Genomic DNA, 25351 nt, shown 5'->3' with positions numbered 1-25351 from the left:
TCCGGCTCTTGTCTATGTCTTGAGGAAGGCGAGCCGCTCGTCGACACGGGCTGGAGCAATTTCCAGAATATCGGCGCTGACGACGCCTTCCGCTATAAAAGGATCCTGCTGAATCCGGGTTTCGAGCTCGGCGCGTGAGGTGTTGTGAGCAACCACCGCTCCGCCTGCGCTCGGCTGAATGCCGCCGGCGAGAAGAAAAATCCCGTCGTCGAAGCCGCGTTTGAGCCAGGCATTGTGCGCCTCCATCAGAACGGGCGCTTTAGCCTTGTTGTCGGAGAACTTCAGCGTAACGAAAAACATCCAAGGGCTCCTTTAAGAATGCTGTCGGGAAAGGGTTTCGGGAGGGACGGGCGTTCCGGGCCGCTGCGCCGCCAGCCAGGCGCGCATGTTTTCCACCTCGTTGCGGACAAAGATTTCATCGCGATAGGCGGCCGCGAGCGTCGCAACACCCTGGCTTCGCATCAGAATATGCATGGCGAGCGCATCGGCTTCAGCCTCCCGGCCGAATGCAATGAATTGATGTGAGAGCCAATGGCGAAACATACTGAAAATCTCGGCTGCTCGGTCCTTGGCAAGGTGATCGAGCTTGGCGAGCTCGTTGCAAAGCGTACCGACCGGGCAACCATAGGCCATGATCTTGGCCTGGTTCACGACGAGGAGACTGACGAAACTGACGATACGCTCCTCGGGAGTCTTGGATTTTGCTTCCCACATATCGAGCATTGACCTGGTTTTGAGGAGACGATGGGTGATTACCGCATCGAGGAGCTCGTCTTTGGTCTTGAAGTGATAATAAAAATTGCCTCGTGAGAGTCCGACTTCTCCCGCAATGTCGGCAAAGGACGTCGCTTCAAAGCCTCTCTCGTAGAAAAGCCTGTCGGCGGCTTCCACTATCTGCTGTCGCGTGGCCGCAGCAACCATTTTTCCCTCTCCGATGTTTCCTAACGCGCCAACTGCCACCCGTAGGTCAATTGACCTAAGTATTAGGACGAACGACCTAGAGGCGTCAAGTGCTGAAGTTGTTCCAATGTCGGGCGTGCCTCCTCTCTAACCGCTTGCAATTTGACATTGGTTTATCTACGTTAAACCAATTGCAATATGAAAGCGGATTTGCCGCCGAGGAGAATGAAATGCGGAAGCTTATCGTCTGGAACCTGATGACGCTCGATGGCTATTTCGAGGGAACGAAGCCGTGGGACATCGACTTTCACAATCTTGCCTGGGGGCCGGAGCTCAAGCGTTATGCCGAGCAGTTCGGCGAGGAAGGCGACCTCCTGGTCTTCGGCCGCAAGACCTATGAGGGCATGGCCGCCTACTGGCCGACCGCTGAGGGCGAAGACAAGATCAAGGCCTATATGAACGGCATTGCCAAGATCGCCGTCTCCCGAACGATGACCGAGCCCGGCTGGACCAATGCCCGTGTCGTCAGCGATCCCATCCCCGAATTGACCAGGCTGAAGCAGGAGGACGGCAAGACCATTTTCATCTTCGGCAGCGCCGCGCTTGCCGACAGCCTCATGAAGGCCGGCCTCATCGATGAGATCAGGGTCTGCGTGGTGCCTGTCATTCTCGGCAGTGGCAACCCGCTTTTCAAGCCGGCCAAAGCCCAGGTGCCACTGAAATTGCTCGAATCGGCAACGACGGCAAGCGGCGCGGTCATCCTGCGCTACGAGCCCGTCATGGCATAGCGGCGGCTAAGAGAGAAGTCGGCATTCGACTAAAAACCGGTTCTTAACACTTACGAGTTAGTAATCTCTCGGAAACGAGAGGTTTGGTTATGCGTACTCGTATCGTTTTGACGGCCGTGGGTCTCGCGCTGCTTGCCGGCTGCGCGACGGCGCCGAAGCAAACGAGAAATATTTGCGCCGTCTTCGACCAGCGCGACGGGCTCTTCTCGAGTTGGCAGAGCGCGGCCGAACGGACGGAGAAGAAATACGGCGTGCCCGTACCGATCCTGATGGCGACGATGTACACCGAATCCGGTTTCCAGCCCTATGCGCGGCCGCCGCGCACCAAGCTCTTCGGCTTCATCCCCTGGACCCGGCCGTCGACGGCCTATGGCTATTCGCAGGCGCTCGACGGGACATGGGATCACTATCAGTCGCAGACGGGCAATTGGGCGGCGCGGCGCACGAACTTCACCGACGCGATCGATTTCATCGGCTGGTATCATTACCAGAACAGCGCCGCGACCGGTATTCCGCTCAACGATGCCTATAATCTCTATCTCGCCTATTATTCCGGGCCAACCGGATATAAACGCGGCGACTGGCGCTCGAACGGACAATTGCAGCAGACGGCGCAGAAATTCGCGCGGATGGCCGGGACGTATCAGCAGCAGTTGCGGGAGTGTGATTGAGGATAAAGGCGTGCCGTGTTGCGCCCCTATCTGCATCACAGGGTCTATCCCCGCAAATTCCCGTACCGGACCGAATAAATCCGATCCTTCCCCAACAGATGCGCCACCAGCGACGCTTTGTCGAACAGGCCCTTCATTGCCTGATGACCGAGATCGAGACCGCCGCTCATGACGCCGAAGGCCGGCATGAGGAGACGCGCGCCGTCGGTGGCAAAACACGGGCGGCGGATGGATCTGTCGCGCCGGCGCACGGTCGCCGAAGGATGTAGATGACCTGCGATTTCGCCGCTCTGCAAGCCGTTCCTCGGCTCGTGCCGGAAGGTCAGGCCAGCATAATGCATTTCGTCGACGCAAGCGCCGGGCAGATCGACAATGCCGTCGGGATCATGGTTGCCGTTGATCCAGATCCATTCCCGCCCGCGCGCCATGCCGATGATCAGCGCTCGGAAATTGTCCGGCAGATGCTTCGAACCGACGCGATCGTGGAAATTGTCGCCGAGCGAGACGACGAGCTTCGGATCGTAACGGGAGATGACGGCGGAAAGCACGGTCAGCGTCGCCAGCGTATCGTAGGGCGGCAGCATCATGCCGCGGCGGGCAAAGGCCGCGCCTTTTTCCAAATGCAGGTCGGAGACGACGAGCAGGCCGGCATCCGGCAGATAGAGGGCGCCGAGCGGATCGCAGACCGCGGCAATACCGTTCACCGATGTCTCGATGCCCGGTATCGCGGCCAGTCCGGAAATGTCGCGCGCCAGCGCCAGGCGGTTCATCACAGTCGTGTTCTTCCTAGTCATTATGCCAGAGCTTCGGCGATCAGATCGTCGGCCGCTTCGGCGAGCAGCGTATCATGAGCCTCGCCCGGCACCGCTTCGCGTCCGATCTCCAGCATCACCGGCACGGCGAGCGGGGAAATATGGTCGAGCGGGCGGTGGGTGATGTGGCCCCTGATTCGCATCAACATATCGCCAAGACGGCTTATATCCAAAAGCCCCGTCGCCGCATCCTGGCGCGTTGCCTGCAGCAGGATGTGATCCGGCTCATGGCTGCGCAGCACGTCATAGATCAGATCGGCCGAGACGGTGATCTGGTGGCCGCTCTTCTCCTTGCCCGGATGGCGGCGCTCGATCAAGCCCGCAATCACGGCGCAATTGCGGAAGGTGCGCTTTAGCAGGAAGGATTCGGCGAGCCAGGCTTCGAGATCGTCGCCCAGCATATCCTCGTCGAAGAGGTCGGAGAGGCTGAGGCGACCATTGGCGATCATCAGCCCCATGTCCTCAAGGCCCCAGACGGCCAGCGAATAATCGGTGGCGACGAAGCCGAGCGGCTTGGCGCCGGCCCGCTCCAGCCGGCGGGTGAGCAGCATGCCGAGCGTCTGGTGGGCGAGACGGCCTTCGAAGGGGTAGGCGACCATATAACCGCGGCTGCCGCGCGGGAAAGTTTCGATCAGGAACTCGTCGCGCTTCGGCAGCATCGACTTGTCAGTCTGAAGCGATAGCCAGTCGCGCACCTGATCCGGCAGGCGGCGCCAGCGGTCGGGATCGGCGATCATTGCCCGCACCTGCTCGGCGAGATAGGTCGACAGCGGAAACTTGCCGCCATTATAGGCGGGGATTTTCGGATCGAGCGAAAAGGCCTGAGAGGCCAGGCATTCGTTTTCCCGAATGCCCTCGAAGCGCAGCACCTTGCCGGAGAAGATGAAAGTATCGCCCGGCGACAATTGCTCGAGGAAATATTCCTCGACCTTCCCGAGCGTGGCGCCGCCGCGGCCGATCCGGCCGCCCTCGCCGCGCTTGACCATGCGGATGTTCAGCATCGGACTTTCGACGATGGTGCCGAGGTTGAGGCGATATTGCTGGGCGACGGCCGGATTGGAGACGCGCCAGCGGCCTTCCTTGGTTTTGCGGATGCGGGCGTAACGCTCGTAGGTCCGGAGCGCATAACCGCCGGTCGCGACGAAATCGACGACTCGCTCGAAGATCTCCCAGCTGAGATCGGCATAGGGCGAGGCGCTGGTGATTTCGTCATAAAGTTCCAGCATGTCGAAGGGTTCGGCGCAGGCCATGCCGAGGATGTGCTGGGCGAGCACGTCGAGCGCGCCGCGGCCGACAGGCGGGGTGTCCTGGGCGCCGATATAATTGGCGTCGAGGGCTGCCTGGCACTCCATCACCTCGAACCGGTTGGCGGGCACGAGGATCGCCTTCGAGGGTTCGTCCATGCGGTGGTTGGCGCGGCCGATGCGCTGGGCAAGACGCGAGGCGCCCTTCGGCGCGCCGACATGGATGACGAGGTCGACGTCGCCCCAGTCGATGCCGAGATCGAGCGTTGAGGTGGCGACAACGGCGCGCAGCCGGTTTTCGGCCATCGCCGCCTCGACCTTGCGGCGCTGGGCAACGTCGAGCGAGCCGTGGTGGAGGGCGATCGGCAAATTGTCGTCATTGATCGTCCAGAGTGCCTGGAAGAGCATTTCCGCCTGGCTGCGGGTATTGACGAAAAGCAGCGTCGTCTGGTGTTCGAGGAGCTTGTTGTAGACATCGGGGATGGCATATTTGGCGGAGTGGCCGGCCCAGGGGATGTGCTCCTCGGTCGACAAGATCGAGATGTCGGGCTTTGCGCCGCCTTCGACGACAACGAGGCCCGCATGACGCTCCCTGCCCTCCTGCCCCCGCCCTCCTTTTGGGCGACCAGCCATTTCTGCAGGTCCATCGGCTCGGCGACGGTCGCCGACAGGCCGATGGTCTTCAGTTCAGGGGCAAGCCGGCGCAGGCGGGCAAGGCCGAGCGACAGCATATGGCCGCGCTTGGAGGTGACGAGCGAATGCAGCTCGTCGAGGACGACATATTTCAGGTCCTTGAAGAAGCGCTCGGCCTCGCCGTTCGCCAGAAGCAGGGCGACCTGCTCCGGCGTCGTCAGCAGAATATCCGGCGGGTTAAGCTTCTGGCGCTGGCGCTTGGCGTTCGGCGTATCGCCGGTGCGGTTTTCGATCGTGACCGGCAGGCCCATCTCCGCTACCGGCTTCATCAGGTTGCGCTCGATGTCGATCGCCAGCGCCTTCAGCGGCGACACGTAGAGCGTATGGATGCCGGTGAAGGCGGAACCGGGCGGGATCTTGCCGCGGCGGGTGAGATCGGTGAGCGAAGGCAGGAAACCTGCCAGCGTTTTGCCGGCGCCGGTCGGCGCAATCAGCAAGGTGCTGTCACCGGCCTCGGCCCGGGCCAGCAGTTCCAGCTGATGGGCGCGCGGACGCCAGCCCTTTTCCGCAAACCAGCGGGCAAAGGCGGCAGGAAGCAGGGCGTCGGAATCGATCTGGTCCACGTCCTGAAAGTAGTGAAAAGCCTGTGAAAAAGAAGAGCCGCCGACCCTCACATGGCGATATAGCGGTCTTTACGGTGATTGATGGCGAGCGTCAGGTTGAGCACGACGGCGCCGAGCACGGAACAGGCGATGATGAAAGGGCTGGCGACGAAGAAGGAGAGCGCCAGCACGATGCCGTCGAAGCCAAGCTGGACGAAGCCAGCGCGCCAGCCGAAGCGATCCTGGATGTAGAGCGCAAGGATGCCGATGCCGCCGAGACTGGCTCGATGGCGGAAGAGCGCCAGCATGCCGGCGGCGATGACGAGGCCGCCGAAGAGCGCACCGGCAACTGGATGGACATGCGTCACGCCGATGAGGCCGGGCACGAATTCGGACAGCAGCGACGTCAGCCCGATCGCGATGAACGTCTTGATGGTGAAGGCGGGGCCCAGACGGCGGAAGGCGAGATAATAGAAGGGCAGGTTTACCGCGAAGAAGCAGAGGCCGAAACTGATCCCGGTTGCGTAATGCGCGAGGAAGGCAAGGCCCGCGGTGCCGCCGGCCAGCAGCCCGGCACCGGAAAGCAGCGAGACGCCGAGCACGGCGAGCATGCTGCCGGCGACGAGGCCCTGGGCGTCATCGAACAGCGAGTGCCGATCGGCGCTGGAGTTCAGAAGGCCTGCGAAGGCGTTGGATGCCATGATGTTCCCCTGTCGGCTTTTGTCGTCTTCTATCCGGCACAGCGATAAAGGCAAGCGCGAGCGCGCCTCTTGACATCTCCGTAATCGTGGATATTTTTTATCCACGAATCGAGGAGGTGACGCTGATGAAGATGAGCGATGGGGTCGAGCAGGCCATTCACAGCGTCGCCATGCTTTCCGGCCTCTCCGAAGGCGGCGTGCTGTCGGCCGCCGCGCTCGCCGAATTCCACGGCGTATCGACGAGCTACCTGCTCAAACATCTGCAGGCGCTCTCGGGCGCCGGCATCCTCGATACCGTGTCCGGGCCGAAAGGTGGCTACCGGCTGGCGAAGGCGCCGAAAGAGATATCGCTGCTTGACATCCTGCTTGCTGTGGAGGGACCGGCACCGGCCTTCCGCTGCGCCGAAATCCGCCAGCGCGGACCGAACCCGGTCTCCGACCACTTCTTTTCCAAGCCCTGCAACATCAGCGTGGCGATGCTGCGCGCCGAGCGGGTCTACCGGGCGGAACTTGCCAAGACGAGCATTGCCGATCTCGGCGTCGAACTCGCCGCCCTCGACGACGGATCGATCGCAGCCCGGGGCTGCGCCTTCCTTGAACTCCATGAACGCAAGACGGCTCGTTGAGCCATATCAAAGGAGAAAGACATGCAACCGCGTTTCAACTTCGCCAAAGCCGCTCCCGATGCCTACAAGGCGGTCGCCGCGCTCGAACAATATGTCCAGTCTTCCGGGCTGGAGCGCCGCTTCATCCATCTGATCAAGCTGCGCGCCTCGCAGATCAACGGCTGCGCCTATTGCGTCGACATGCATGTGAAGGAAGCCCGCCACGACGGGCTCAGCGAACAATGGATCAATTTGATGTGCGTCTGGCGGGAATCACCGGTCTATGACGCGCGCGAAAGGGCCCTGCTCGGCTGGGTCGACGCGGTGACCAATATCGCCAAGACAGGCGCGCCGGACGCCGACTACGAGACGCTGAAGGCGCATTTCTCCGAGAAGGAAATGACTGAGATTACCGTGGCGATCGGCGCGATCAATATCTGGAACCGCCTTGCCGTCGGCTTCCGATCGCAGCATCCGATTGATGCGGCGACGAAGGCTGCGTAACCGGTATTGACGGGAACCGACCCGAAAAACTCGGGTCGGTCGAATATCAGGTCACTCGTGATCCGCAGCGGCCCGCGCGGCAACGGCATCAGACTCATTGTCCGAGAGGTCGGTGCTGTTGAATATGTCGCGGACGACCTTGGTAATTTCCTCTGCGGAAGCGCCCTTGGCGTATTCTTCCTGCATGCGGCGTCTCACGAGCTTTTCCAAATCTGACATAGTTCACCTCATCAAATCCGGCGCAGGAGGAGTGTTGCGCCGGGGTAGGCCTGAGGCAAGTTACGATTTGTTCAGAATGGGTTACGGATTTGTAAGGTTAGAGCGCGATGTAGCGGTCGGCGCGGTGGTTGATGGCTACGAAGAGGTTGAGGACGACGGCGCCGAGGACCGAATAGAAGACGACGGGCGGCGTGGTGACGAAGAAGGCGGCGGTGAGCACACACAGGTCGATGCCAAGCTGGACAAGACCGGCGCGGATGCCGAAACGCTCCTGCAGATAGATGCCGAGAATGCCGACGCCGCCGAGGCTGGCGCGGTGGCGATAGAGCGCCAGCAGGCCGAAGCCGAGCAGCAGGCCGCCGAGAAGGGCGGCCCAGGCAGGATGAATGCTCGAAATCGAAAAGAAACGCGACTGCACATCAGATAGCACCGAGGTCAGGCCGATGGCGATGAAGGTCTTGAGCGTGAAGGCCATGCCGAGGCGCTTCCAGGAGAGATAGAAGAACGGCAGGTTGAGCAGGAAGAAGGCGAGGCCGAAATTGACGCCAAAGGCATAGTGCAGCAGGAAGGCGACGCCGGCGGTGCTGCCGGTGAGCAGGCCGGCGCTGGCGAGCACATAGAGGCCGAAGGCGGCGACAAGGCCGCCGGAAAAAATACCCTGCACATCTTCGATCGGCGTATGGCGGGTCGCGCTGGTGTTCCAGACGCCGAGGGCATTGATGAGCTGTGTCATTGCGCCAGTCTCCACGGCAGACGAGTTCGCGAACGCCCCCGGCGAAATCCCGGAAGCGATGAAAATTTTTGATTGTCAAATGAGCCGGAGGGCCTGGCGTGTTATCGCCCGCGCTCCCTGCGGATATCATTGCAATATCAGGCTTTTGCCATTTATATCAAGCGAAATAGGTAAGTATTATTGACCTATTCGAAAATCGCAAGAAATGTTCGCTCATGCCGCCTTGCGCGCAAGGAACAGAATGCCGGAAACCGGTTTTCCGCCATCTTTGCGAATGACTGTCTTCACGGTTTGCACGGTTTCGAAGCCGTGACGGGAAAGCAGCGCCCTTACATAGGCTTGCGAATGCGCATAACGCAGCGACGGCGCAAGATGGAATCCATCGCCGTCGCCCGCATCCTCGACGGAAAAGACGAAGTCCGCAGCCGATGCGGCGAGTTCGCGCACGATCGCAAAGACGCTCTTGAGATTGCCGAGATACATCAGCACGTCGGCTGCCGTCACGAGGTCGGCACGTCGGCGTTCCGCATCGACGAACAGGCCGGAGAGATCGGGCGTAAGCGACAGATCGGCCTGGGCGAGGTGATCATAGACCTGTTTCTCGGCGGCCTTGGCCAGCATGTTCTGCGAGAGGTCGAAGCCCTCGAGGCGGCCGACGCAGGCGCGGATCTCCGGGCCGAGCAGGCCAGTGCCGCAGCCGAGATCGACGGCGCATTTGTAACGTCTGCCGGTGGAAGCGATGAGCGCCGCGAGCTTTTGCGGGACGCTGTAATCGAGTTTGTCGATGAGGGCGGTTTCGAACCGGTCGGCATAATCGTCGAACAGGCGCTCAACATAGCGGCTCGGCGGCCGGTCGGGTGTGGCGGCGTCGCCGAGAAGGGCGAGCTTCAGGGTGGCGCCGAATATATCCTCGGGATCGAGGGCGAGCGTCCTGCGATAGGCATGGATCGCGGCCTCGCCCATTCCTGCCTTTTCACGATAGGTGGCAAGGCGAAACCAGCCGGCGGCCCAGGCGGGTGCGAGCTCTAGCGCCTGCTCCATCAGCTCGGCCGCCGCGTCCGGCTCGCCGCCCTCTTCGAGCATCCTGGCATAATCGGCGCGACGGTCGGCGATGACGTCGCCTGAGGAAAGCTGGTGGTGCATCAAAGGACCTGTTGTTTCGTTTGCATTTGGCGGCGGCCACAAAAAAACTCAAGTCCTATCTCAGAGGCGAAGCAGCCAATCCCGGAAAGGGCTTGCGGGCGACGCACCGCGACCTTATTCCAAGGGCAAACAGGAGATGGCGCATGTCCGATCAGGTGAACAGGTTTCTCGGCGATTCGCTCGGCCGCACATTGATAAAACTCATCGTGGTGTCGCTGATCGTCGGTTTCGTCATGACCGTGTTCGGCCTGACGCCGTGGAACATCATCTATGGGTTCCGCGACTTCGTCCTGGACCTCTGGCACCGGGGCTTTTCGGCGCTCGGGCGCGTCGGCGACTATCTCCTCCTCGGGGCGACGATCGTCATCCCAATCTTCATCATCCTTCGCCTTTTCAGCTACAACCGTTAACATGACCTCGATCGATCTTTCCAGGCGCGGACTGCTGCGCCTCTCCGGACTTGCGCTCGCCGCCGGCATTGCCGGCTGCACCACGACCCCACGCCTTGCCGGCACGCCATCGAACGGCGAGGACGAAACGGTGAACGTGCTGCCGCTCGTCAATCAGCTCCGCGCAAAGAACGGCCTGCCGCCGCTTGCGGCCGATCCGGCAGCCCAGACTGCCGCCCTCTTTCAGGCCAAGCGCATGGCGAGCGCCGGCAAGATGGCGCATCTGATGGGAATGACCGACAGTTTCGGCGCCCGCGTCACGGCGAGCGGCGTCCGCCTGCCGGCGGCGGAGAACATCGCCTCCGGCCAGCAGAGCGTCAATGCCGTGGTGACGGCATGGATCAACTCGCCGCATCATCTTGAGAACATGCTCGGGCGTTATGACGGCCTCGGCGTCGCCGTCGCCCATAATACATCTTCCAAGAACCTGCCCTATTGGGCCATGGTGCTTTCGAGCTGAGGTGATTCCGCCTCAAGACGAGGCATCTATGGATATCCGCAGCAATCACAATGCCCTCGCTTTCGAGGTGACGCATCGCCTGGTGCTATCGATCGCCATTCCGATGACGCTCGGCTTCATGACGACGCCGCTGCTCGGGCTGACGAACACCGCCGTCGTCGGCCGGATGGGCAATGCGGAGGCGCTGGCGGGCCTGGCGATCGGCGCCATGCTCTTCGATCTCATCCTCGGCAGCTTCAACTTCCTGCGCGCGTCGACGACAGGGTTGACGGCGCAGGCTTACGGGCGGCGCGACAGGCACGAACAGCAGGCGGTCTTCTCCAGGGCGCTGATTTCAGCGCTCGGCTGCGGGCTGGCGCTGCTCGGTCTTTCACCGCTGCTTATGGCGGCGGGGTTGAAACTGATGGGCGCCGAGGGAGCAATCGCCGAGGCGACCAGCACCTATTTCTCGATCCGCATCCTGGCGGCACCGGCGGCGCTTGCCAATTACGCCATTCTCGGCTTCGTGCTCGGGCGTGGACAGGGCAATGTCGGGCTGCTGCTGCAGGCGATCATCAACGGCATCAATATCCTGCTTTCCATGTATCTCGGCCTGACGCTCGACTGGGGCGTGGCGGGGGTCGCCTGGGGAACCATGGCCGGCGAAACCGTGGGCGCGCTCGCAGGACTTGCCATCGTGCTGCGTGGCTTCGGCAAGGCGGAGCGGCCGGCCTGGGCGGAGATATTTTCGCGGCACCGGCTGGCGGAACTTTTCGCGCTCAATCGCGATATCCTGATCCGCACTTTCGTCCTGATCGGCGCCTTCACCATTATGACGCGGATCGGCACCAGCTTCGGAGCGGTGACGCTTGCCGCCAATGCCGTGGTGATGAATTTCTTTCTGCTGTCAGGCTATTATCTCGACGGGCTTGCCAATGCAGCCGAACAGATCATCGGCCGGGCAATCGGCGCGCGTTACCGGCCGGCCTTCGATCGCGGGCTGAAGCTCACGACTTTGTGGTCCTTCGGGCTGGCGGCGATCGGTTCGGCCTTCTTCTTCCTCGCCGGACCCTGGCTGATCTCGGTGTTGACGACCTCGCCCGAGGTGCGGCAGGCGGCCGAAACCTATCTGCCCTGGGCGGCGGTGACCGGGCTGACCGGCGCGCTCGCCTTTCTGATGGACGGGGTCTTCATCGGCGCGACATGGTCGGCCGACATGCGCAACCGGATGCTGATGTCCTTTGCCGGCTATCTCCTGATGCTCGCCATTTTCGTGCCGCTTTTCGGCAATCACGGCCTGTGGCTGGCGATGAATGCCTTCCTGCTCTTCCGCGGCGTCTTGCTGGTGATGCTGGTCAAGCCGCGGGCCGATCAGACTTTTCGCGCTGTCCAATAATCCAGCCTGCTGTCACGCAGCTCACGGATCGAGCCGGCCTTTTCGCGGTCGAGCAGTGCCGAAAGACCGCGGACGATCTCGCCGGGCAGGCCAGGGCCTTCATAGACCATGCAGGAATAGAGCTGGACGAGATCGGCGCCGGCCCTCACCTTCTCCAGTGCGGTTTCGGCCGAGGAGACGCCGCCGACGCCGATGATCGGCAGATCACGGCCGACGCGCTTGCGCATCCGGGCCAGTACGGCCGTCGACTTTTCGAACAGCGGCACGCCGGAAAGGCCGCCCGCTTCCCTGGCCTGGCGCTGATCCTTGAGGCCTTCACGCGACAGCGTCGTGTTGGAGACGATCAATCCATCAAGCGCATGCGACAGCGCTTCCGCGGCGATATCGTCCATGCCTTCCTCCGTCAGGTCGGGGGCGATCTTCAGGAAAACCGGGATCTTGCGGCCGGACTTCGCCGCCTGCTCGTCGCGCGCCGCCAGCACAGCCGAAAGTAGCGCCGCGAGGCTTTCGCGCGCCTGCAGGTCGCGCAGGCCGGGCGTGTTCGGCGAGGAGATGTTGGCGGTGAAATAGCGCGCGAGCGAATAAAAGCGGCGGATGCCGGCGACATAATCGGCGATGCGGTCCTCGCTGTCCTTGTTGGCGCCGATATTGACGCCGACGATGCCGTTGCCCTTCAGCTCTGCAAGGCGCCGGAAGGCAGCGTCATGACCTTCATTGTTGAAGCCGAGGCGGTTGATGACGCCTTCATCCTCGACGAGACGGAAGATGCGCGGACGCGGATTGCCGGATTGCGGCTTCGGCGTCACCGTGCCGATCTCGGCAAAGCCGAAACCGAGCCTCAGCAGCGCTTCCGGCACCTCGGCATTCTTGTCGTAACCGGCCGCCATGCCGAGCGGGTTATCGAAGACGAGGTCGGCGACGGTCTGGCGCAGCCGCGGATCCGGGGCGATCTGACAGGCCGGGACCAGACCGGATTTCAGCGCGGCGATCGACATGCCATGCGCCGTTTCCGGATCGAACAGGAAGAGGCCCTTGCGGGCGAGATGCTTCAGGGGGCCGATCATGGCGCAAGCTCCGGGAAGATATGGGCGCCGCTGTCATCAAGCGGCAGCGCCGCCTCCCAAAGCACGGCGGTTAAAGGCAACTCGGCATAGAGATGCGGGAAGAGATCGCCGCCGCGCGAGGGCTCGAAAATCAGCCTGTCGCCAAAGCCGTTGCCATCGATGGCGACCAGCAACAGCCCGGACTGGCCGGCAAAATGCAGCGCGGCTGTCTGCTTCACCTGGGCTGCCGTCGACAAATGAATGAAACCATCCTTGAGATCGATGCCGGCGCCATGAAAAATGCCGGTTTGTCTGGCTTCCTGCCAGAGCGCTTCCGTCACGATCTTGTAAAGGGTCGGTGTCACGCTCATCATGGCCTCACGATAGCTGGTCCTCATCATGAGCGCTTTGCCGGAAAGAGGCGGCGATGTCCACGCCCCGGCGCTCAAAAAGCAGGACCGGCACAGGCAAATCCGGAGGATGAGATGATGAAGGTTTTGGTTCTGACCCTTGCTATTGGTCTTCTGCCGCTCGCCGCCGCGGCGACCGACGCCGATGCGAGCCGCTTCCAGCTCGAAAGGAGCGGCGATCATTTCGTCCGGCTCGACCGGCAGACGGGAGCGATGTCGATCTGCCAGGACAAGGACGGCGCGCTGGTGTGCCGCATGGCGGCCGACGAGCGGGCGGCCTATGAGGACGAGATCGACCGGCTCTCCCAGCGAGTGACGAAGCTGGAACAGGGCGGCCTCATCCAGCGCGCGCTGCCGAGCGATGCCGAAATCGACCGTTCGATCAGCATCATGGAGCGGATGATGAAGAGTTTCATGGGTATGGTTAAGGAGCTCCAATCCGAGGACAAGGCCAATCCCCTTCCGCAGAAGACCTGATCTGGTATAGTCATCCGGAGAAGGCGGCCTGCGGCGCGGAGGGATGGCGACGCAAGCGGCGTGATCGAGCTCTTGGGAGGGAGTCTTCGATGCAGGAACAAACCATCATCATTGCGGACGATCATCCGCTGTTTCGGGACGCATTGCGTCAGGCGGTAATCGGTATGGAAGGCCGGCAGGCGATCGTCGAGGCCGGCGATTTTGCGGCCGCGCGCCGGGCGGCCGGCGCCCATGCGGATGCCGACCTGATGCTGCTCGATCTCGCCATGCCCGGCGTCAGCGGCTTTTCCGGCCTGATGGCGCTGCGGGCCGAATTCGCCAGCCTGCCGATCGTCATCGTCTCGGCCACCGACGACGCGACGACGATCCGCCGGGCGCTGGAACTCGGCGCTTCCGGCTTCATTTCCAAATCCTCCGGGATCGACGACATCCGCCGCAGCATCCAGACGGTGCTGGCCGGCGACATCGCCACGCCGGAAAGCTATCGCGACGGCCAGGAGCAGGATCCCGACGTCGCCGACCTGATCCACCGCCTGCATACGCTGACGCCGCAACAGAGCCGGGTGCTGACCATGCTGGCCGAAGGCCTCCTGAACAAGCAGATCGCCTACGAACTCGGCGTCTCCGAGGCGACGATCAAGGCGCACGTCTCGGCGATCCTCTTGAAACTCAATGTCGACAGCCGCACGCAGGCCGTCATCCAGCTCGGCAAGATCAACATGGCAATGGTCGCCTGAGCGGAGCCGAAGCCGCCGGTCGCAGGATTTTATTCCTTCTTTACCTTTACGGGTGGCGCCTGGTCGGTTAAGATTGCGCCCGGCTGAAGCGCGGCCTGAAACAGGCTGCACGGAATCGGGCGCGCATATGCTGTCACACGAGCAGATCTGGGAGGCGATCGACAGGCTTGCCGAACGGCACGAGCTGACGCCCTCCGGTCTTGCGCGCCGCGCCGGGCTCGACCCCACCTCCTTCAACAAGTCGAAACGGCTTTCCGCCGATGGGCGTCTGCGCTGGCCCTCGACGGAATCGATCGCCAAGGTGCTCGATGCGACCGGCGCGAGCATGGAGGAGTTTCTCGCCTTCCTGCGGCCGGCCGCCGATTCGTCCGGCGAGCGGGCCAAGCACCCGGAGAGTCACCGGCAAGCCGGCGCCATTCCGCTGCTCGGCTTCGCGCAGGCCGGCGCCGGCGGCTTCTTCGACGATGGCGGCTTTCCGGCCGGCCAGGGCTGGGACGTGGTGGAATTTCCGGCCAATCCATCTCAGAAATCCGGGGTCTATGCGCTGGAGGTGCAGGGCGAGAGCATGATGCCGCTCTACCGCGACGGCGATGTGCTGATCGTCGAGCCTGGGGCGCAGGTGCGCCGCAACGACCGCGTCGTCGTGCGCACAAACGAGGGCGAAGTGATGGCCAAGGTGCTGCTGCGCCGGAGCCCGCGGTCGATCGAGCTGATGTCGCTCAATCCCGAACACCCCAACCGCACACTCGATCTGTCCGACGTCGATTGGATCGCCCGCATCATCTGGGCCAGCCAGTAGGAAGATATTCCATGCGCCCTGCCGCCGTCTTAACAGGTATCACGGGGATGGCGGTAGTGGTCGGCCTGCTGATGACGGGTGAAGCGAGGCTTCGCGGCAGCACGGCAGGGAGCAAACCGCAGCCGTGGAGGAGACGGCGGCCGCCGCGCCCGATGTTGCCCCCGAGGGCACCGAACCGGCAGCGACGATATCGGACGAACGCGCCGAAATGATCGCCCGCTCGGCGGAACCGGCGGCCCCGCCCCCTCTGGCGGCGACTGACGGCACGGCGCCCAACCCCGCAACTGTCGCGCAGCAAACAGCGCAGGCTGACAGCCCAACGGCAAGTCCCGCCGGGAAAAAGGCGACGGAGCTGCCAAGGCCGCTGGTCGAGAATGCCGGCCGTCTTTCCTTCGGCGAGCGCAGGCTCCAGCTCGCCGGCATCGTCCCCACGCCGGCCGACAGAATATGCGGGCCGGCAGGCCGGCAATGGCCTTGCGGCATGATGGCGAAGACGGCGCTGCGCCAGCTCTTGCGCAACCGCAGCCTCACCTGCGATCTCGATACAGTCGAATGGAAGGGAACGGCGATCGCCTCCTGCCGGCTCGGCACCCAGGATCTCGGGACGTGGCTTGCCGAAAACGGCTGGACGGAAGCAGAGGCGGGTTCGCCGCTTGCATCAGTCGCCGAGAAGGCGAAGCAGGCGCAGAAAGGCATTTACGGCAGAGACCCGCGCCGCAAATGACAGGCCGTCCGCCGGGATGCTGCCAATCCCTTGTAATGGCCGTCGCCAATTCCTAATCTCGGCTGATCGAAAAAGGAATCACCGATGAATAAGCCGCTTTCCGCCCATGACGCCCTGATCTATGTGATGGTGATGGCATCCGCCGTCGACAGCACGATGAACGACCGGGAGATGACGAGGATGGGCCAACTGATCGGCTTCCTGCCGGTTTTCAAGGATTTCGATGACGATAAGCTGATTCCGATAGCGCGTGATTGCGCCTCGCTGCTGGCTGGGCCCGAGGGCCTCGACGTCGTTCTCGAAACCGTGCGCGACACCTTACCCGCAAAACTCTACGACACTGCCTATGCACTTGCCGTCGAAGTGGCCTCCGCCGACCTCTCGGTCAAGGCGGAGGAACTGCGGCTGCTCAGCCTGCTGCGTGACCGGCTCGGCCTCGACAAGCTCACTTGCGCGGCGATCGAACGCAGCGCGATTGCCCGCTTCCGCAAGGGCTAAACCGTATCCCTCAATAAAGTCCGTAGGGAAAATAGCGCAGATAGATTTCCTGAAGACGGCCATTGCGCGACAATGCGGCAAGCGCGTGGTCGATGGCCGAGGTCAGCACGCTGTCCTTCTGCCGCAGCATGATCGTCATGCCCTCGCCGAGGAAAAGTTCGGAGAGATAGGGGCCATCAAACAGCGCGCAGCATTTGTCCGATGCCGGCGAAGAGACCCAGAAAGAAAGCTGCAGAGCATCGGCGAAGGCGGCATCGACCTTGCGCTCCTTCAGCGCCGCAAGCAGAGCCTCCTTCGTGTCGAAGGCCTGTGCTTTCAGCGCCGGGAAAAAGGCGGCCAGCATCGCCTCGTGTACCGTCCCTCTGACGACACCGACGGGGCGGCCGGCGAGGGCGGCAGCCGTCTTGCCGTCGACTGGTATCGCGAGGTTGCGCACGAAGCGCGCCGGCAGCATCAGATAAGGCCGGGAAAAGACAAACTGCCGGCGCAGCTCCGGCGTCACCGCAAGGCCGGCGATGACGGCATCGCCCTGCGAGGCGGCGAGCGCATCCTTCAGATCGGCGAAAGGCATCGCCTGGATCTGGCACTTGTCCGAAATCTCCAGCTCACCGCAGATTTCGCGGGCGAGATCGACGTTGAAACCGGAAAGCTTGCCGTTCTGATCGGTGAAATTGAAGGGCGGGAAATCGACCGACGTCAGGAAGCGCAGGCGGACCAGCGAGGAAAGATCGGGCCTGGCCAGACGTTCGCGAGCGTCAAAGAGCAGCGGCAGCGAGGGAGCAGCCTGCTGGGCGGATGCTGCTTGACCCGACAAAAGTGCTGACAAAAACAGGCCGAAGGCGAGGAAAGCCCAGAGAGTCGGAGGTACCAGCTTAGATTCGATCATCGTGATCCGGTCTCGGGTTCAAAGCGAAGCAGTGCGGGGTTGCAGAGAAGTAACAGAGTCATGGCCGGCGGGGAATATCCATCGGCAAGGGAGCGGGTGAGCGAACCCATCAGCCTCCGGCAGCGCTTCCGACATCAGCTGACCCGGCTCGCCCTTCGAGGCCCCTGCGGGGCACGTCAGGATGCGGCCCCTTGAGCGCTGGCGCGAGCCTCTGCCGGCACCTGCTCTGGTGGCCGGTATGCCTCCCAATTGGAGGTGTGTTCGCATAGGCGCGTTAGCGCGGAATTAAAGAATATCGCCTCTATTTGTCGCGACGATACGGGCCCGACAGCCGATTGCATGATGCATGCGTCAATCCACTTTTCCTGAGCCGCGACATTTGAAGCAGCGCTCTTTACACAATTGATTTCAAAGCACCGGGCGCGCCACACGCCCAGCCAACCGGGTGACATTTCCCATGCTGAAGCATCTGAAAATCCGCACGAAAATCATCTCGGTCGTCGCATTTCTCGGCCTCATCTCGATGACGGGGCTCGTCTATGTCATCTCCGAGTTCCGCCGGGCGGACGCCGCCTACAGCGCCTTCATCGATCGTGAGGCGACGGCCTCGATGCTGAGCGCGCGGGCGAGCGCGTCAGTGGTGGCCTCCGTGCTGCAGGTCACTCTTCTGGCCGACGCGAAACCCGATACGCCGGCCTTCCAGACGGCGCTCACCACACCGAGCAAGCTGCCGCAGGCCCGTGACCGAATGAAACAGGCGCTGGCGCTGGTCCCGAGCCGCAAGGCGGCGATCGACGAAATTCAGGCCGGCATCGATGACATCGAAACCCTGGCGAACAAGATCACTGAACAGAGCAAAGCCAAGGACAGCGCCGGTGCGGCTTCGAACGTTGCCCTGATCAACGCCAAACTCAATGCGCTGACGCCGAAGATGATCGCCAACAATGATGCGATGATGGCGCTGCTCAACGATGGCGGCGACGTGCTCTCGGCTTCCGTCAACGGGCGGATCACCTTCTCCTTCGCTCTGATCGGCATCGCCGTTGTCCTGGCGATCGGTTGCGGCGTCGCCGTGGCGCAGAAGGGTATCGCCGGCCCGATGACGAGGCTCAGCCTGCGCATGGCGCGGCTTGCCGAAGGCGACACCGACAGCGAGATCGCCGGTCTCGAACGCCGCGACGAAGTCGGCCAGATGGCACAGGCCGTTTCGATCTTCCGCGACAACGCCATCGAGCGCCGTCAGATCGAGGCCCGCGCCGAGGCAGACCGGAGCGTCAGCGACGGCGAGCGCCGCGAACGCGAGGCGCAGAAAGCACGCGAGGCAGCCGAGCTCGAACGCGCCGTCGCAGCGCTCGGCGATGGCCTGCGCCGCCTGGCCGCCGGCGATCTCGCCTCGCATATCGACGAGCCCTTCGTTGCCCATCTCGATGCACTGCGCCAGGATTTCAACCACTCGGTCGAGAAGCTCAACGAGGCCATGCAGGCGGTCGGGGCCAATGCGCGGGCGATCGGCGCCGGCGCCAACGAGATCCGTTCCTCCGCCGACGAACTGTCCCGGCGAACGGAACAGCAGTCGGCCTCCGTCGAAGAAACGGCAGCGGCGCTGGAAGAGATCACCACGACGGTGCGCGACGCCGCCAAGCGCGCCGAGGAGGCGAGCCAGCTCGTCACCCGCACGCGCCACGGCGCTGAAAAATCCGGAGAAATCGTCCGCAAGGCCGTCGCCGCGATGCGGGAGATCGAAAAGTCCTCCGGCGAAATCTCCAACATCATCGGCGTCATCGACGACATCGCCTTCCAGACCAATCTGCTGGCCTTGAATGCCGGCGTCGAAGCCGCCCGCGCCGGTGAAGCCGGCAAGGGCTTTGCGGTCGTCGCCCAGGAAGTGCGCGAACTGGCACAGCGTTCCGCCAAGGCGGCCAAGGAAATCAAGGACCTGATCAACAATTCCGGCACGCATGTCCAGACCGGCGTCACGCTGGTCGGCGAGACCGGCAAGGCGCTCGATGTGATCGTCACCGAGGTGCAGGAGATCAACCAGCACGTCCACGCGATCGCCGAAGCTTCGCGTGAACAGTCGATCGGGCTGCAGGAGATCAACACCGCCGTCAACACCATGGACCAGGGCACGCAGCAGAATGCGGCGATGGTCGAGCAGTCGACGGCCGCCAGCCACAACCTCGCCACCGAAGCGGCGGCGCTCAACAGCCTGCTCGGCCAATTCCGGCTGACGGGCACCGGCGGCTTTGCCGCCGCCGCACCGATCGCGTCTGCGGCGCCGCGGGTGGCCCCGCGCCCGGCAGTCAAGTCAGCGCCGATCCGCATCGCTAGGGAAGGCACAGCGCGCCCGGCCGCCTCACCGGCCCGCGCGCTCAGCCAGACACTCGCCAACGCTTTCGGCGCCGGCAGCAGCACGCCGTCGAGCCAGGATGGCGACTGGACGGAGTTCTGAGCCGGCAAGAGGCACGCCCGTCCGGTTCGCGCGGATAGCTGCCCCTCACCCTAACCCTCTCGCCGTAAAAACGGGGCGAGGGGACGTGCCCAGCGAGAGGTCGGCGGGGAACGGAGAGGTCGCGGCACATCCCCTTCCCCCCGTTTACGGGGGTCCGAAGGACGGGTCGAGACCAGTGGCTCGACCCCGGTCGGTGGCGGCAGCCGGATGAGGGGCGGACGGCGGACGCCGCCCTTCTATTTGGTGGGCTAACCCGGCCGCCAACCCACTTCGACCAGAATGTTTCCAGGCGCCGTGCAATAAAACAGCCAGCCGCCGCGCATCGCCGCCGGAGGGCCGGAAAGCGCAGCGCCGGCAGCAGCCAGCCCGGCATGGACCGCATCGACATTCGCTCTTTCAGGCAGGATGAAGCCGATATGATAGGTCTGACGCTGCAGGTCGACCTGATCGGCGGTGCCGAACTTGGCGATCGCGTGGCTGAAGACGATTTCGAGGCCGGAATCGTCTTCCAGGATCGCCAGACCATTCTGGCCGCGCATATCCTTCAGCCTCAGGCCGAAGTGGCGGATGAAGAAATCCGCCGTCGCGGCAATATCGGGTACGTGAAAATCGAGATGGTTCAGGCGCATGACAGTCTCCGTTTGAATCCCGGGACTGCCTTTTGCCGTCTCCGCATGCCGCCGGGATCCCGCATTTCCATGCGGATCACGTCGCGGGTTCTCGTGCCATGGCACGGAGCAGAGCTTCTTGAGAGCGTCGTTTTCGCTCTCGCGGAAGGGATCGGGCTTACCTCAACCGATCCTGCCTTTTTCGACGAAACCGATCTAGCATACGGCACCACTTTCGGCAATGGAGAGGTCGAGCCGATCACGGCCTTCCAACCGGTGCATCCAGAAGGCGTGAACGCGGGCGCACAGTTGCATCTGGCGTGCTCCATCCGATCGAGAGTAAGATCGGGTGGTTCGTCGCGTCGGAGGGGATAGACATGAAACCCGCAATCATTGGCCTCATCGGCACTCTCGCTCTCACGGGATGCAACACCGTCAGCTACAGCGGACCGGGGCTCGAACCCATTCCCGGCAGCATCACCTATGACGGCCAGCCGCGCAGCAAGCTCACCAAATCGCCGCCCGGCTCCTCCTTCCCGCATGATTTTATCGACCAGTACGGCCAGCAGGTGGAGGAAACCTACATCATCCAGCCCGACCGGAGCCTGATCATCGCACACCGCCGGTATAAGCCGATCCGGTTTTTCGGGGATTAGGGCCTGGGGATATGGATTTGGAGCGGGTGAAGGGAATCGAACCCTCGTATTCAGCTTGGGAAGCTGCTGCTCTACCATTGAGCTACACCCGCGATGGGCTGAGATTTCCAACAGATGGGGGCCGCTGTCAAGTCAAAGCACGCCAGGCCGGCTTCAGATGCGAAAGTGCTTCGAGAGCTTGAGGCCCTGCGCCTGGTAGTTGGAGCCGAGGCCGGAGCCGTAGAGGCTGGCCGGTTTTTCCTGCATATGCTCATAGACCAGGCGACCGACGATCTGGCCGTCTTCGAGGATGAAGGGGACTTCGTGGCTGCGCACTTCGAGCACGGCGCGGCTGCCGCGCCCTCCGGCCGGCGCATGACCGAAGCCAGGATCGAAGAAGCCGGCGTAATGGACACGGAATTCGCCGACCAGCGGGTCGAAGGGGGTCATCTCGGCGGCATAATCCGGCGGCACGTGCACGGCCTCACGCGAGACGAGGATATAGAATTCGTCGGGATCGAGGATCAGCTCGTTGCGGCCGCGGCTATAGAGCGGCTCCCAGAAATCGAAGATATCGTGCTGATCCTTCTCATCGACATCGACGACGGCGGTGTGATGCTTGCCGCGATAGCCGATCAGGCCGTCCTTGTCGCCTGTCAGGTCGATCGACAGCGCAATGCCGCCACCGGAAACGTTCGGCTGCTTGGCTGCAACCAGCGTTTCGCTTTCATGCAGCTTCAGGAGTTCCGGCTCGCCCAGCACGGACTGACCGACGCGGAAGCGGATCTGCGACAGGCGCGAGCCGCGGCGCACGACGATCGGGAAGGTGCGCGGGCTGATTTCGAGATAGAGCGGGCCGGAGTAACCAGCCGGGATCTTGTCGAATTCCTGCGCATAGTCGGTGATGACGCGGGTGAAGATATCGAGCCTGCCGGTCGAGCTCTTCGGATTGGCCGAGGCGGACATGTCGGCCGGCAGCGCCAAGCTCTCCATCAGCGGCACGATATAGACGCAGCCGGTCTCGAGCACCGCGCCCTGGGAGAGATCGATCACATGCAGGCTCAGCCGGTCGAGCTTGTCCGACACCAGATGCGAGGGGCCGGGCATGAAGGAGGCGCGCACTCGAAAGGCCTTGCTTCCTAAGCGCAGGTCGAGACTTGCCGGCTGGATCTGATCGCGGTCCAGCTCCCGCTCGGAGTTCAGACGCCCCGTTTCGAACAGCGCCGCGATCGCGCGGTCCGCCAGAATTCCAGTGTCGCGAGCCATCATGCCCCATCCATCATTTTGCGGCCGACAAAACCAAACTCGGGGAATTGACGCAAGCAGCTAACAGCAGTATTGCAGAATTATCCCGTGGTGATTTGGCCGGTCGGCTTGCAGCCACGTTAAACAAGTGGCTAAAAAGACCGGGTTATGAAACCGGTCTGCTTTTGCGGCCGGTTTTTTTGTTATGTGAAGGTGATGGCATGAGCAAGACCTGGCGCCCGGCAACCCAACTCGTCCACGGCGGAACCTTGCGTTCGCAGTATGGCGAGACGTCCGAGGCAATCTACCTCACGCAGGGCTTCGTCTACGAGACGTCGGAAGCGGCCGAGGCCCGCTTCAAGGGCGAAACCGACGGCTTCATCTACGCCCGCTACGGCAGCCCGACCAACGACATGTTCGAAAAGCGCATGTGCATGCTCGAAGGCGCCGAAGACGCCCGCGCCACCGCCTCCGGCATGGCGGCCGTCGCCGCCGCCGTCCTCTGCCAGGTCAAGGCGGGCGACCATATCGTCGCCGCCCGCGCCCTCTTCGGCTCCTGCCGCTGGGTCGTCGAAACGCTGGCACCGAAATACGGCATCGAGTGCACGCTGGTCGACGGCCGCGATCTCGCCAACTGGGAAAGGGCGATCCGCCCGAACACCAAGGTGTTCTTCCTGGAAAGCCCGACCAATCCGACACTCGAAGTGATCGACATCGCAGGCGTTGCCAGGCTCGCCAATCAGGTCGGCGCCAAAGTCGTCGTCGACAACGTGTTTGCAACGCCGCTCTTCCAGAAGCCGCTCGAACTCGGCGCTCATATCGTCGTCTATTCCGCCACCAAGCACATCGACGGCCAGGGCCGCTGCCTCGGCGGCGTGGTGCTTTCCGACAAGGAATGGATCGATGAAAACCTGCACGACTACTTCCGCCATACCGGCCCGGCAATGTCCCCCTTCAATGCCTGGACCCTTCTGAAGGGCATCGAGACGCTGCCGCTGCGCGTCAAGCAGCAGACGCAGAATGCGGCAAAGATCGCCGACTTCCTGGCCGAGCAGAGCAAGGTCGCCAAGGTGATCTATCCCGGCCGCAAGGACCATCCGCAGGCCGATCTCATCGCCAAGCAGATGACCGGCGGCTCGACGCTGGTCGCCTTCGAGCTGAAGGGCGGCAAGGAGGCGGCCTTCGCGCTGCAGAACGCGCTGGAGATCATCAAAATCTCCAACAATCTCGGCGACAGCAAGAGCCTGATCACGCATCCGGCAACGACGACGCACAAGAACCTGACGGAAGAGGCGCGCGCCGAGCTCGGTATCTCTGCGGGCACGGTCCGCCTTTCGGCCGGTATCGAGGATACCGACGACCTGATCGAGGATTTCGCGCAGGCGCTCGCCAAGGTCTCGGCCTGACCAACTGGAAGAGCGGCTGGACCTCATCCGGGTCCGGCCGCGCCATCGACGGAACAAGTTCGCCGGCGCCGGCGTTGCGAAGTAAAATTAACATTGACGATTAGGCTTAACGGCTGAAACCCATTCACTATTGGTCGTTTCAATGACGATCAACATTCCGTTTCTTGACGGACGGGGTCTCTTTATAAGATACGGGTAACATATCTTGACTAAGGTGCAAGGCATGTATCGCGCCCTCACAAGAGATATCGAAGTCGTGGTCGAACCGTTCTATCTGGAGGAGCAATCCGATCCGGAGGACGATCGCTATGTCTGGGGTTACCGGATTGTCATCAGCAACAATTCCGGCGTCGCCGTTCGCCTGGTCAACCGCTATTGGAACATCACCGACCAGAACGGGGTGGTGGACGAGGTGACCGGGCCCGGCGTCGTCGGTGAACAACCGCGGCTTAGCCCCGGCGACAGCTACGAATATTCCTCCGGCTGCCCGCTCGACACGCCGTCGGGCCTGATGTTCGGTCATTACCAGATGGAAACCGATGAAGGCGAGCTGTTCGACGTCGATATCCCTGCCTTCTCGCTGGATTCCCCGGGTCTGCTGCGCGTGCTGAATTGAGAGCGTAGGTTCGCTCGTTCGTCAGTGCAAACACGAACGCCGTGCTTGCCGTATGGGTCCTCGGGTCAAGCCCGAGGACGACGGAGGGCGGGACAACGACCGGCAAGAGGCGAGCGGTCGGGAGCAAATTCATCAAAAGTGTCCCAGTGGATTTGTTGGACGTGGGGTCTGCTTAACGTGTTTGCGCATTTTGCTGGAATTCCGAGACGTCCCGCCTCTTGCCGCTCGTTTCTCCCCACCCTCCGTCGTCCTCGGGCTTGACCCGAGGACCCATGCAGCAAGCACTGCGCGTGGATGCCGCCGGCTGCAGCCTTCCAGTCAGTACCAACATGGACGCCGTACCCTCGGTCGTAGATCCTCAGGCTTGCCCAGACATCAATCGACTAAAGGTCGAAAGGATCCGAGGCCTGAGTACCTGGCTTTGCTTCCAATGGATCTTTGGATCGCGGCGGCGCTGGCTGTTTTGCGACCGCATCATCTACCGCGTTTTGGCAGGCGAGCAACTCATCCGCTGCCCTGGCGAAATCTTTCAGACGGAGGGCTGCAATCTGCTTTCCTCTAAAGCTGGCGCGGAAACTCAGTTTACCCTCAAACTCCGCAATCAAGTCAGGATCCTTGAAATCAATCCATAATGATTTGAGGCCAGGCATATCCAGTCCCCTTGCATCAGCCGTCCATTTAAACTGGTCCAACGAGAGCTCGATGGGATAATGCTTACCTTTCTCCAGGGATTTCCAGTTTGGATTTCCGAGCATGATGTAAAAAGGGTTGTCTTTCTTTCGGAAATTGAAACCAAGACGAATAATGGTGTTGTCATCAAAGGAAGTCAGAACAAAACAGCCATTGTCTAAAGTCGGATCGATAGCCACGCTCCAGCCGCCGACTTCTTTCCATTGGATTGTCTCTTGGTCAGCTAAGACAATCCGTGGCATGGCAGCAATGAATGCGAGTACGAAATATAAAAGGCGCACGAGGG

The 25351-nt window shown here is 62.3% G+C and carries 28 protein-coding genes, 1 tRNA gene, 2 pseudogenes and 1 riboswitch; of the genes and pseudogenes, 16 read left to right on the top strand and 15 right to left on the bottom strand.

Going from position 1 to position 25351, the window contains the following annotated elements; translation table 11 throughout:
• Positions 1-12 precede the first annotated feature (12 nt).
• Both J0663_RS11500 and J0663_RS11495 read right to left on the bottom strand, forming a co-directional pair.
• Positions 13-300 (bottom strand): YciI family protein, encoded by a 288-nt coding sequence (locus tag J0663_RS11500; RefSeq protein WP_207240472.1) that lies wholly within the window; start codon positions 298-300, stop codon positions 13-15.
• Positions 301-312: 12 nt separating this feature from the next.
• Entirely contained in the window at positions 313-921 is a 609-nt protein-coding gene (locus J0663_RS11495) for a TetR/AcrR family transcriptional regulator (RefSeq protein ID WP_207244484.1), read from the bottom strand.
• Positions 922-1130: 209 nt separating this feature from the next.
• Between J0663_RS11495 and J0663_RS11490 the strand changes: the two genes are divergently transcribed.
• Together J0663_RS11490 and J0663_RS11485 are read left to right on the top strand one after the other, a co-directional pair.
• On the top strand, positions 1131-1688 hold the full coding sequence (locus tag J0663_RS11490; protein WP_207240471.1) for a dihydrofolate reductase family protein: 558 nt from the start codon (positions 1131-1133) through the stop codon (positions 1686-1688).
• An 89-nt stretch (positions 1689-1777) separates the two neighbouring features.
• Entirely contained in the window at positions 1778-2359 is a 582-nt protein-coding gene (locus J0663_RS11485; RefSeq protein WP_207240470.1) for a transglycosylase SLT domain-containing protein, read from the top strand.
• A 44-nt stretch (positions 2360-2403) separates the two neighbouring features.
• On the opposite strand, the gene pdeM is transcribed toward J0663_RS11485, so the two are convergent.
• The 3 genes and pseudogenes from pdeM to J0663_RS11470 all read right to left on the bottom strand — a co-directional run bounded on the left by pdeM (position 2404) and on the right by J0663_RS11470 (position 6351).
• Positions 2404-3129 carry a ligase-associated DNA damage response endonuclease PdeM gene (gene pdeM, locus J0663_RS11480; protein WP_207244483.1) on the bottom strand — a complete coding sequence of 242 codons (726 nt, stop codon included), beginning with the start codon at positions 3127-3129 and terminating at the stop codon, positions 2404-2406.
• Positions 3130-3152: 23 nt separating this feature from the next.
• Positions 3153-5671 (bottom strand): annotated as a pseudogene (locus J0663_RS11475) (ligase-associated DNA damage response DEXH box helicase).
• A 47-nt stretch (positions 5672-5718) separates the two neighbouring features.
• Complete coding sequence (locus J0663_RS11470; protein ID WP_207240469.1) at positions 5719-6351, bottom strand: YitT family protein; 633 nt, start codon at positions 6349-6351, stop codon at positions 5719-5721.
• A gap of 125 nt (positions 6352-6476) precedes the next feature.
• Between J0663_RS11470 and J0663_RS11465 the strand changes: the two genes are divergently transcribed.
• Positions 6477-6977: an RrF2 family transcriptional regulator gene (locus tag J0663_RS11465; protein WP_207240468.1), complete on the top strand. Its 501-nt coding sequence runs from the start codon at positions 6477-6479 to the stop codon at positions 6975-6977.
• Positions 6978-6998: 21 nt separating this feature from the next.
• On the top strand, positions 6999-7460 hold the full coding sequence (locus tag J0663_RS11460) for a carboxymuconolactone decarboxylase family protein (protein WP_207240467.1): 462 nt from the start codon (positions 6999-7001) through the stop codon (positions 7458-7460).
• 51 nt (positions 7461-7511) lie between these two features.
• Here J0663_RS11460 and J0663_RS11455 read toward each other — a convergent pair whose 3' ends face one another.
• The 3 genes from J0663_RS11455 to J0663_RS11445 all read right to left on the bottom strand — a co-directional run bounded on the left by J0663_RS11455 (position 7512) and on the right by J0663_RS11445 (position 9558).
• Complete coding sequence (locus J0663_RS11455; protein ID WP_207244570.1) at positions 7512-7679, bottom strand: hypothetical protein; 168 nt, start codon at positions 7677-7679, stop codon at positions 7512-7514.
• A gap of 97 nt (positions 7680-7776) precedes the next feature.
• Entirely contained in the window at positions 7777-8412 is a 636-nt protein-coding gene (locus J0663_RS11450) for a YitT family protein (RefSeq protein ID WP_207240466.1), read from the bottom strand.
• 213 nt (positions 8413-8625) lie between these two features.
• Positions 8626-9558 carry a class I SAM-dependent DNA methyltransferase gene (locus J0663_RS11445; RefSeq protein WP_207240465.1) on the bottom strand — a complete coding sequence of 311 codons (933 nt, stop codon included), beginning with the start codon at positions 9556-9558 and terminating at the stop codon, positions 8626-8628.
• 140 nt (positions 9559-9698) lie between these two features.
• Between J0663_RS11445 and J0663_RS11440 the strand changes: the two genes are divergently transcribed.
• The 3 genes from J0663_RS11440 to J0663_RS11430 are packed head-to-tail and all read left to right on the top strand — an operon-like array spanning position 9699 to position 11839.
• Positions 9699-9965: a DUF6460 domain-containing protein gene (locus J0663_RS11440; protein ID WP_207240464.1), complete on the top strand. Its 267-nt coding sequence runs from the start codon at positions 9699-9701 to the stop codon at positions 9963-9965.
• A gap of 1 nt (position 9966) precedes the next feature.
• On the top strand, positions 9967-10464 hold the full coding sequence (locus tag J0663_RS11435) for a CAP domain-containing protein (protein WP_207240463.1): 498 nt from the start codon (positions 9967-9969) through the stop codon (positions 10462-10464).
• Between the two features lie 28 nt (positions 10465-10492).
• Positions 10493-11839, top strand: coding sequence for an MATE family efflux transporter (locus tag J0663_RS11430; RefSeq protein ID WP_207240462.1), 1347 nt, complete (start codon positions 10493-10495; stop codon positions 11837-11839).
• Here the strand turns inward: J0663_RS11430 and J0663_RS11425 are convergent.
• Complete coding sequence (locus J0663_RS11425; RefSeq protein ID WP_207240461.1) at positions 11815-12903, bottom strand: quinone-dependent dihydroorotate dehydrogenase; 1089 nt, start codon at positions 12901-12903, stop codon at positions 11815-11817. The genes J0663_RS11430 and J0663_RS11425 overlap by 25 nt on opposite strands.
• The gene (locus J0663_RS11420; RefSeq protein WP_207244482.1) at positions 12900-13256 is read right to left on the bottom strand and encodes a DUF952 domain-containing protein; all 357 of its coding nucleotides are present in this window, start codon (positions 13254-13256) and stop codon (positions 12900-12902) included. The genes J0663_RS11425 and J0663_RS11420 overlap by 4 nt, the downstream gene beginning before the upstream one ends.
• A 114-nt stretch (positions 13257-13370) precedes the next feature.
• Between J0663_RS11420 and J0663_RS11415 the strand changes: the two genes are divergently transcribed.
• From J0663_RS11415 to J0663_RS11395, 5 genes and pseudogenes are all read left to right on the top strand, one after another.
• Positions 13371-13769 (top strand): hypothetical protein, encoded by a 399-nt coding sequence (locus J0663_RS11415; protein ID WP_207244481.1) that lies wholly within the window; start codon positions 13371-13373, stop codon positions 13767-13769.
• A gap of 89 nt (positions 13770-13858) precedes the next feature.
• Entirely contained in the window at positions 13859-14506 is a 648-nt protein-coding gene (locus J0663_RS11410) for a response regulator (protein WP_207240460.1), read from the top strand.
• A gap of 127 nt (positions 14507-14633) precedes the next feature.
• A complete protein-coding gene (locus J0663_RS11405; RefSeq protein WP_207240459.1) occupies positions 14634-15305 on the top strand; it encodes a S24 family peptidase in 672 nt (223 codons plus the stop codon).
• An 11-nt stretch (positions 15306-15316) separates the two neighbouring features.
• Positions 15317-16029: pseudogene (locus tag J0663_RS11400) on the top strand (thermonuclease family protein).
• A gap of 84 nt (positions 16030-16113) precedes the next feature.
• The gene (locus J0663_RS11395) at positions 16114-16527 is read left to right on the top strand and encodes a tellurite resistance TerB family protein (RefSeq protein ID WP_064693681.1); all 414 of its coding nucleotides are present in this window, start codon (positions 16114-16116) and stop codon (positions 16525-16527) included.
• Between the two features lie 10 nt (positions 16528-16537).
• Here J0663_RS11395 and J0663_RS11390 read toward each other — a convergent pair whose 3' ends face one another.
• Positions 16538-17413: a transporter substrate-binding domain-containing protein gene (locus J0663_RS11390; protein WP_207240458.1), complete on the bottom strand. Its 876-nt coding sequence runs from the start codon at positions 17411-17413 to the stop codon at positions 16538-16540.
• 457 nt (positions 17414-17870) lie between these two features.
• Between J0663_RS11390 and J0663_RS11385 the strand changes: the two genes are divergently transcribed.
• The gene (locus tag J0663_RS11385; protein WP_207240457.1) at positions 17871-19865 is read left to right on the top strand and encodes a methyl-accepting chemotaxis protein; all 1995 of its coding nucleotides are present in this window, start codon (positions 17871-17873) and stop codon (positions 19863-19865) included.
• A gap of 248 nt (positions 19866-20113) precedes the next feature.
• On the opposite strand, the gene J0663_RS11380 is transcribed toward J0663_RS11385, so the two are convergent.
• A complete protein-coding gene (locus J0663_RS11380) occupies positions 20114-20494 on the bottom strand; it encodes a VOC family protein (RefSeq protein WP_207240456.1) in 381 nt (126 codons plus the stop codon).
• Between the two features lie 356 nt (positions 20495-20850).
• Here J0663_RS11380 and J0663_RS11375 point away from each other — a divergent pair, with 356 nt between their 5' ends.
• Entirely contained in the window at positions 20851-21129 is a 279-nt protein-coding gene (locus J0663_RS11375; protein WP_207240455.1) for a hypothetical protein, read from the top strand.
• An 18-nt stretch (positions 21130-21147) separates the two neighbouring features.
• Here J0663_RS11375 and J0663_RS11370 read toward each other — a convergent pair.
• Both J0663_RS11370 and J0663_RS11365 read right to left on the bottom strand, forming a co-directional pair.
• A tRNA-Gly gene (locus J0663_RS11370) sits at positions 21148-21221 on the bottom strand.
• A gap of 61 nt (positions 21222-21282) precedes the next feature.
• A complete protein-coding gene (locus tag J0663_RS11365; protein WP_207240454.1) occupies positions 21283-22377 on the bottom strand; it encodes a 2'-deoxycytidine 5'-triphosphate deaminase in 1095 nt (364 codons plus the stop codon).
• Between the two features lie 74 nt (positions 22378-22451).
• A riboswitch (SAM riboswitch) is annotated at positions 22452-22530 on the top strand.
• Positions 22531-22574: 44 nt separating this feature from the next.
• Between J0663_RS11365 and J0663_RS11360 the strand changes: the two genes are divergently transcribed.
• Both J0663_RS11360 and apaG read left to right on the top strand, forming a co-directional pair.
• Positions 22575-23759 (top strand): O-succinylhomoserine sulfhydrylase, encoded by a 1185-nt coding sequence (locus J0663_RS11360; protein WP_207240453.1) that lies wholly within the window; start codon positions 22575-22577, stop codon positions 23757-23759.
• A gap of 223 nt (positions 23760-23982) precedes the next feature.
• The gene (apaG, locus tag J0663_RS11355; RefSeq protein WP_207244480.1) at positions 23983-24375 is read left to right on the top strand and encodes a Co2+/Mg2+ efflux protein ApaG; all 393 of its coding nucleotides are present in this window, start codon (positions 23983-23985) and stop codon (positions 24373-24375) included.
• Between the two features lie 383 nt (positions 24376-24758).
• On the opposite strand, the gene J0663_RS11350 is transcribed toward apaG, so the two are convergent.
• Complete coding sequence (locus tag J0663_RS11350; protein WP_246590275.1) at positions 24759-25346, bottom strand: hypothetical protein; 588 nt, start codon at positions 25344-25346, stop codon at positions 24759-24761.
• Positions 25347-25351: the final 5 nt, after the last annotated feature.

Origin of the sequence: Rhizobium lentis (assembly GCF_017352135.1) — a bacterium.
Lineage (GTDB): Bacteria > Pseudomonadota > Alphaproteobacteria > Rhizobiales > Rhizobiaceae > Rhizobium > Rhizobium lentis.
The sequence above is the reverse complement of the archived record's forward strand: the minus strand, read 5'-3'. Positions and strand labels throughout refer to the sequence as shown.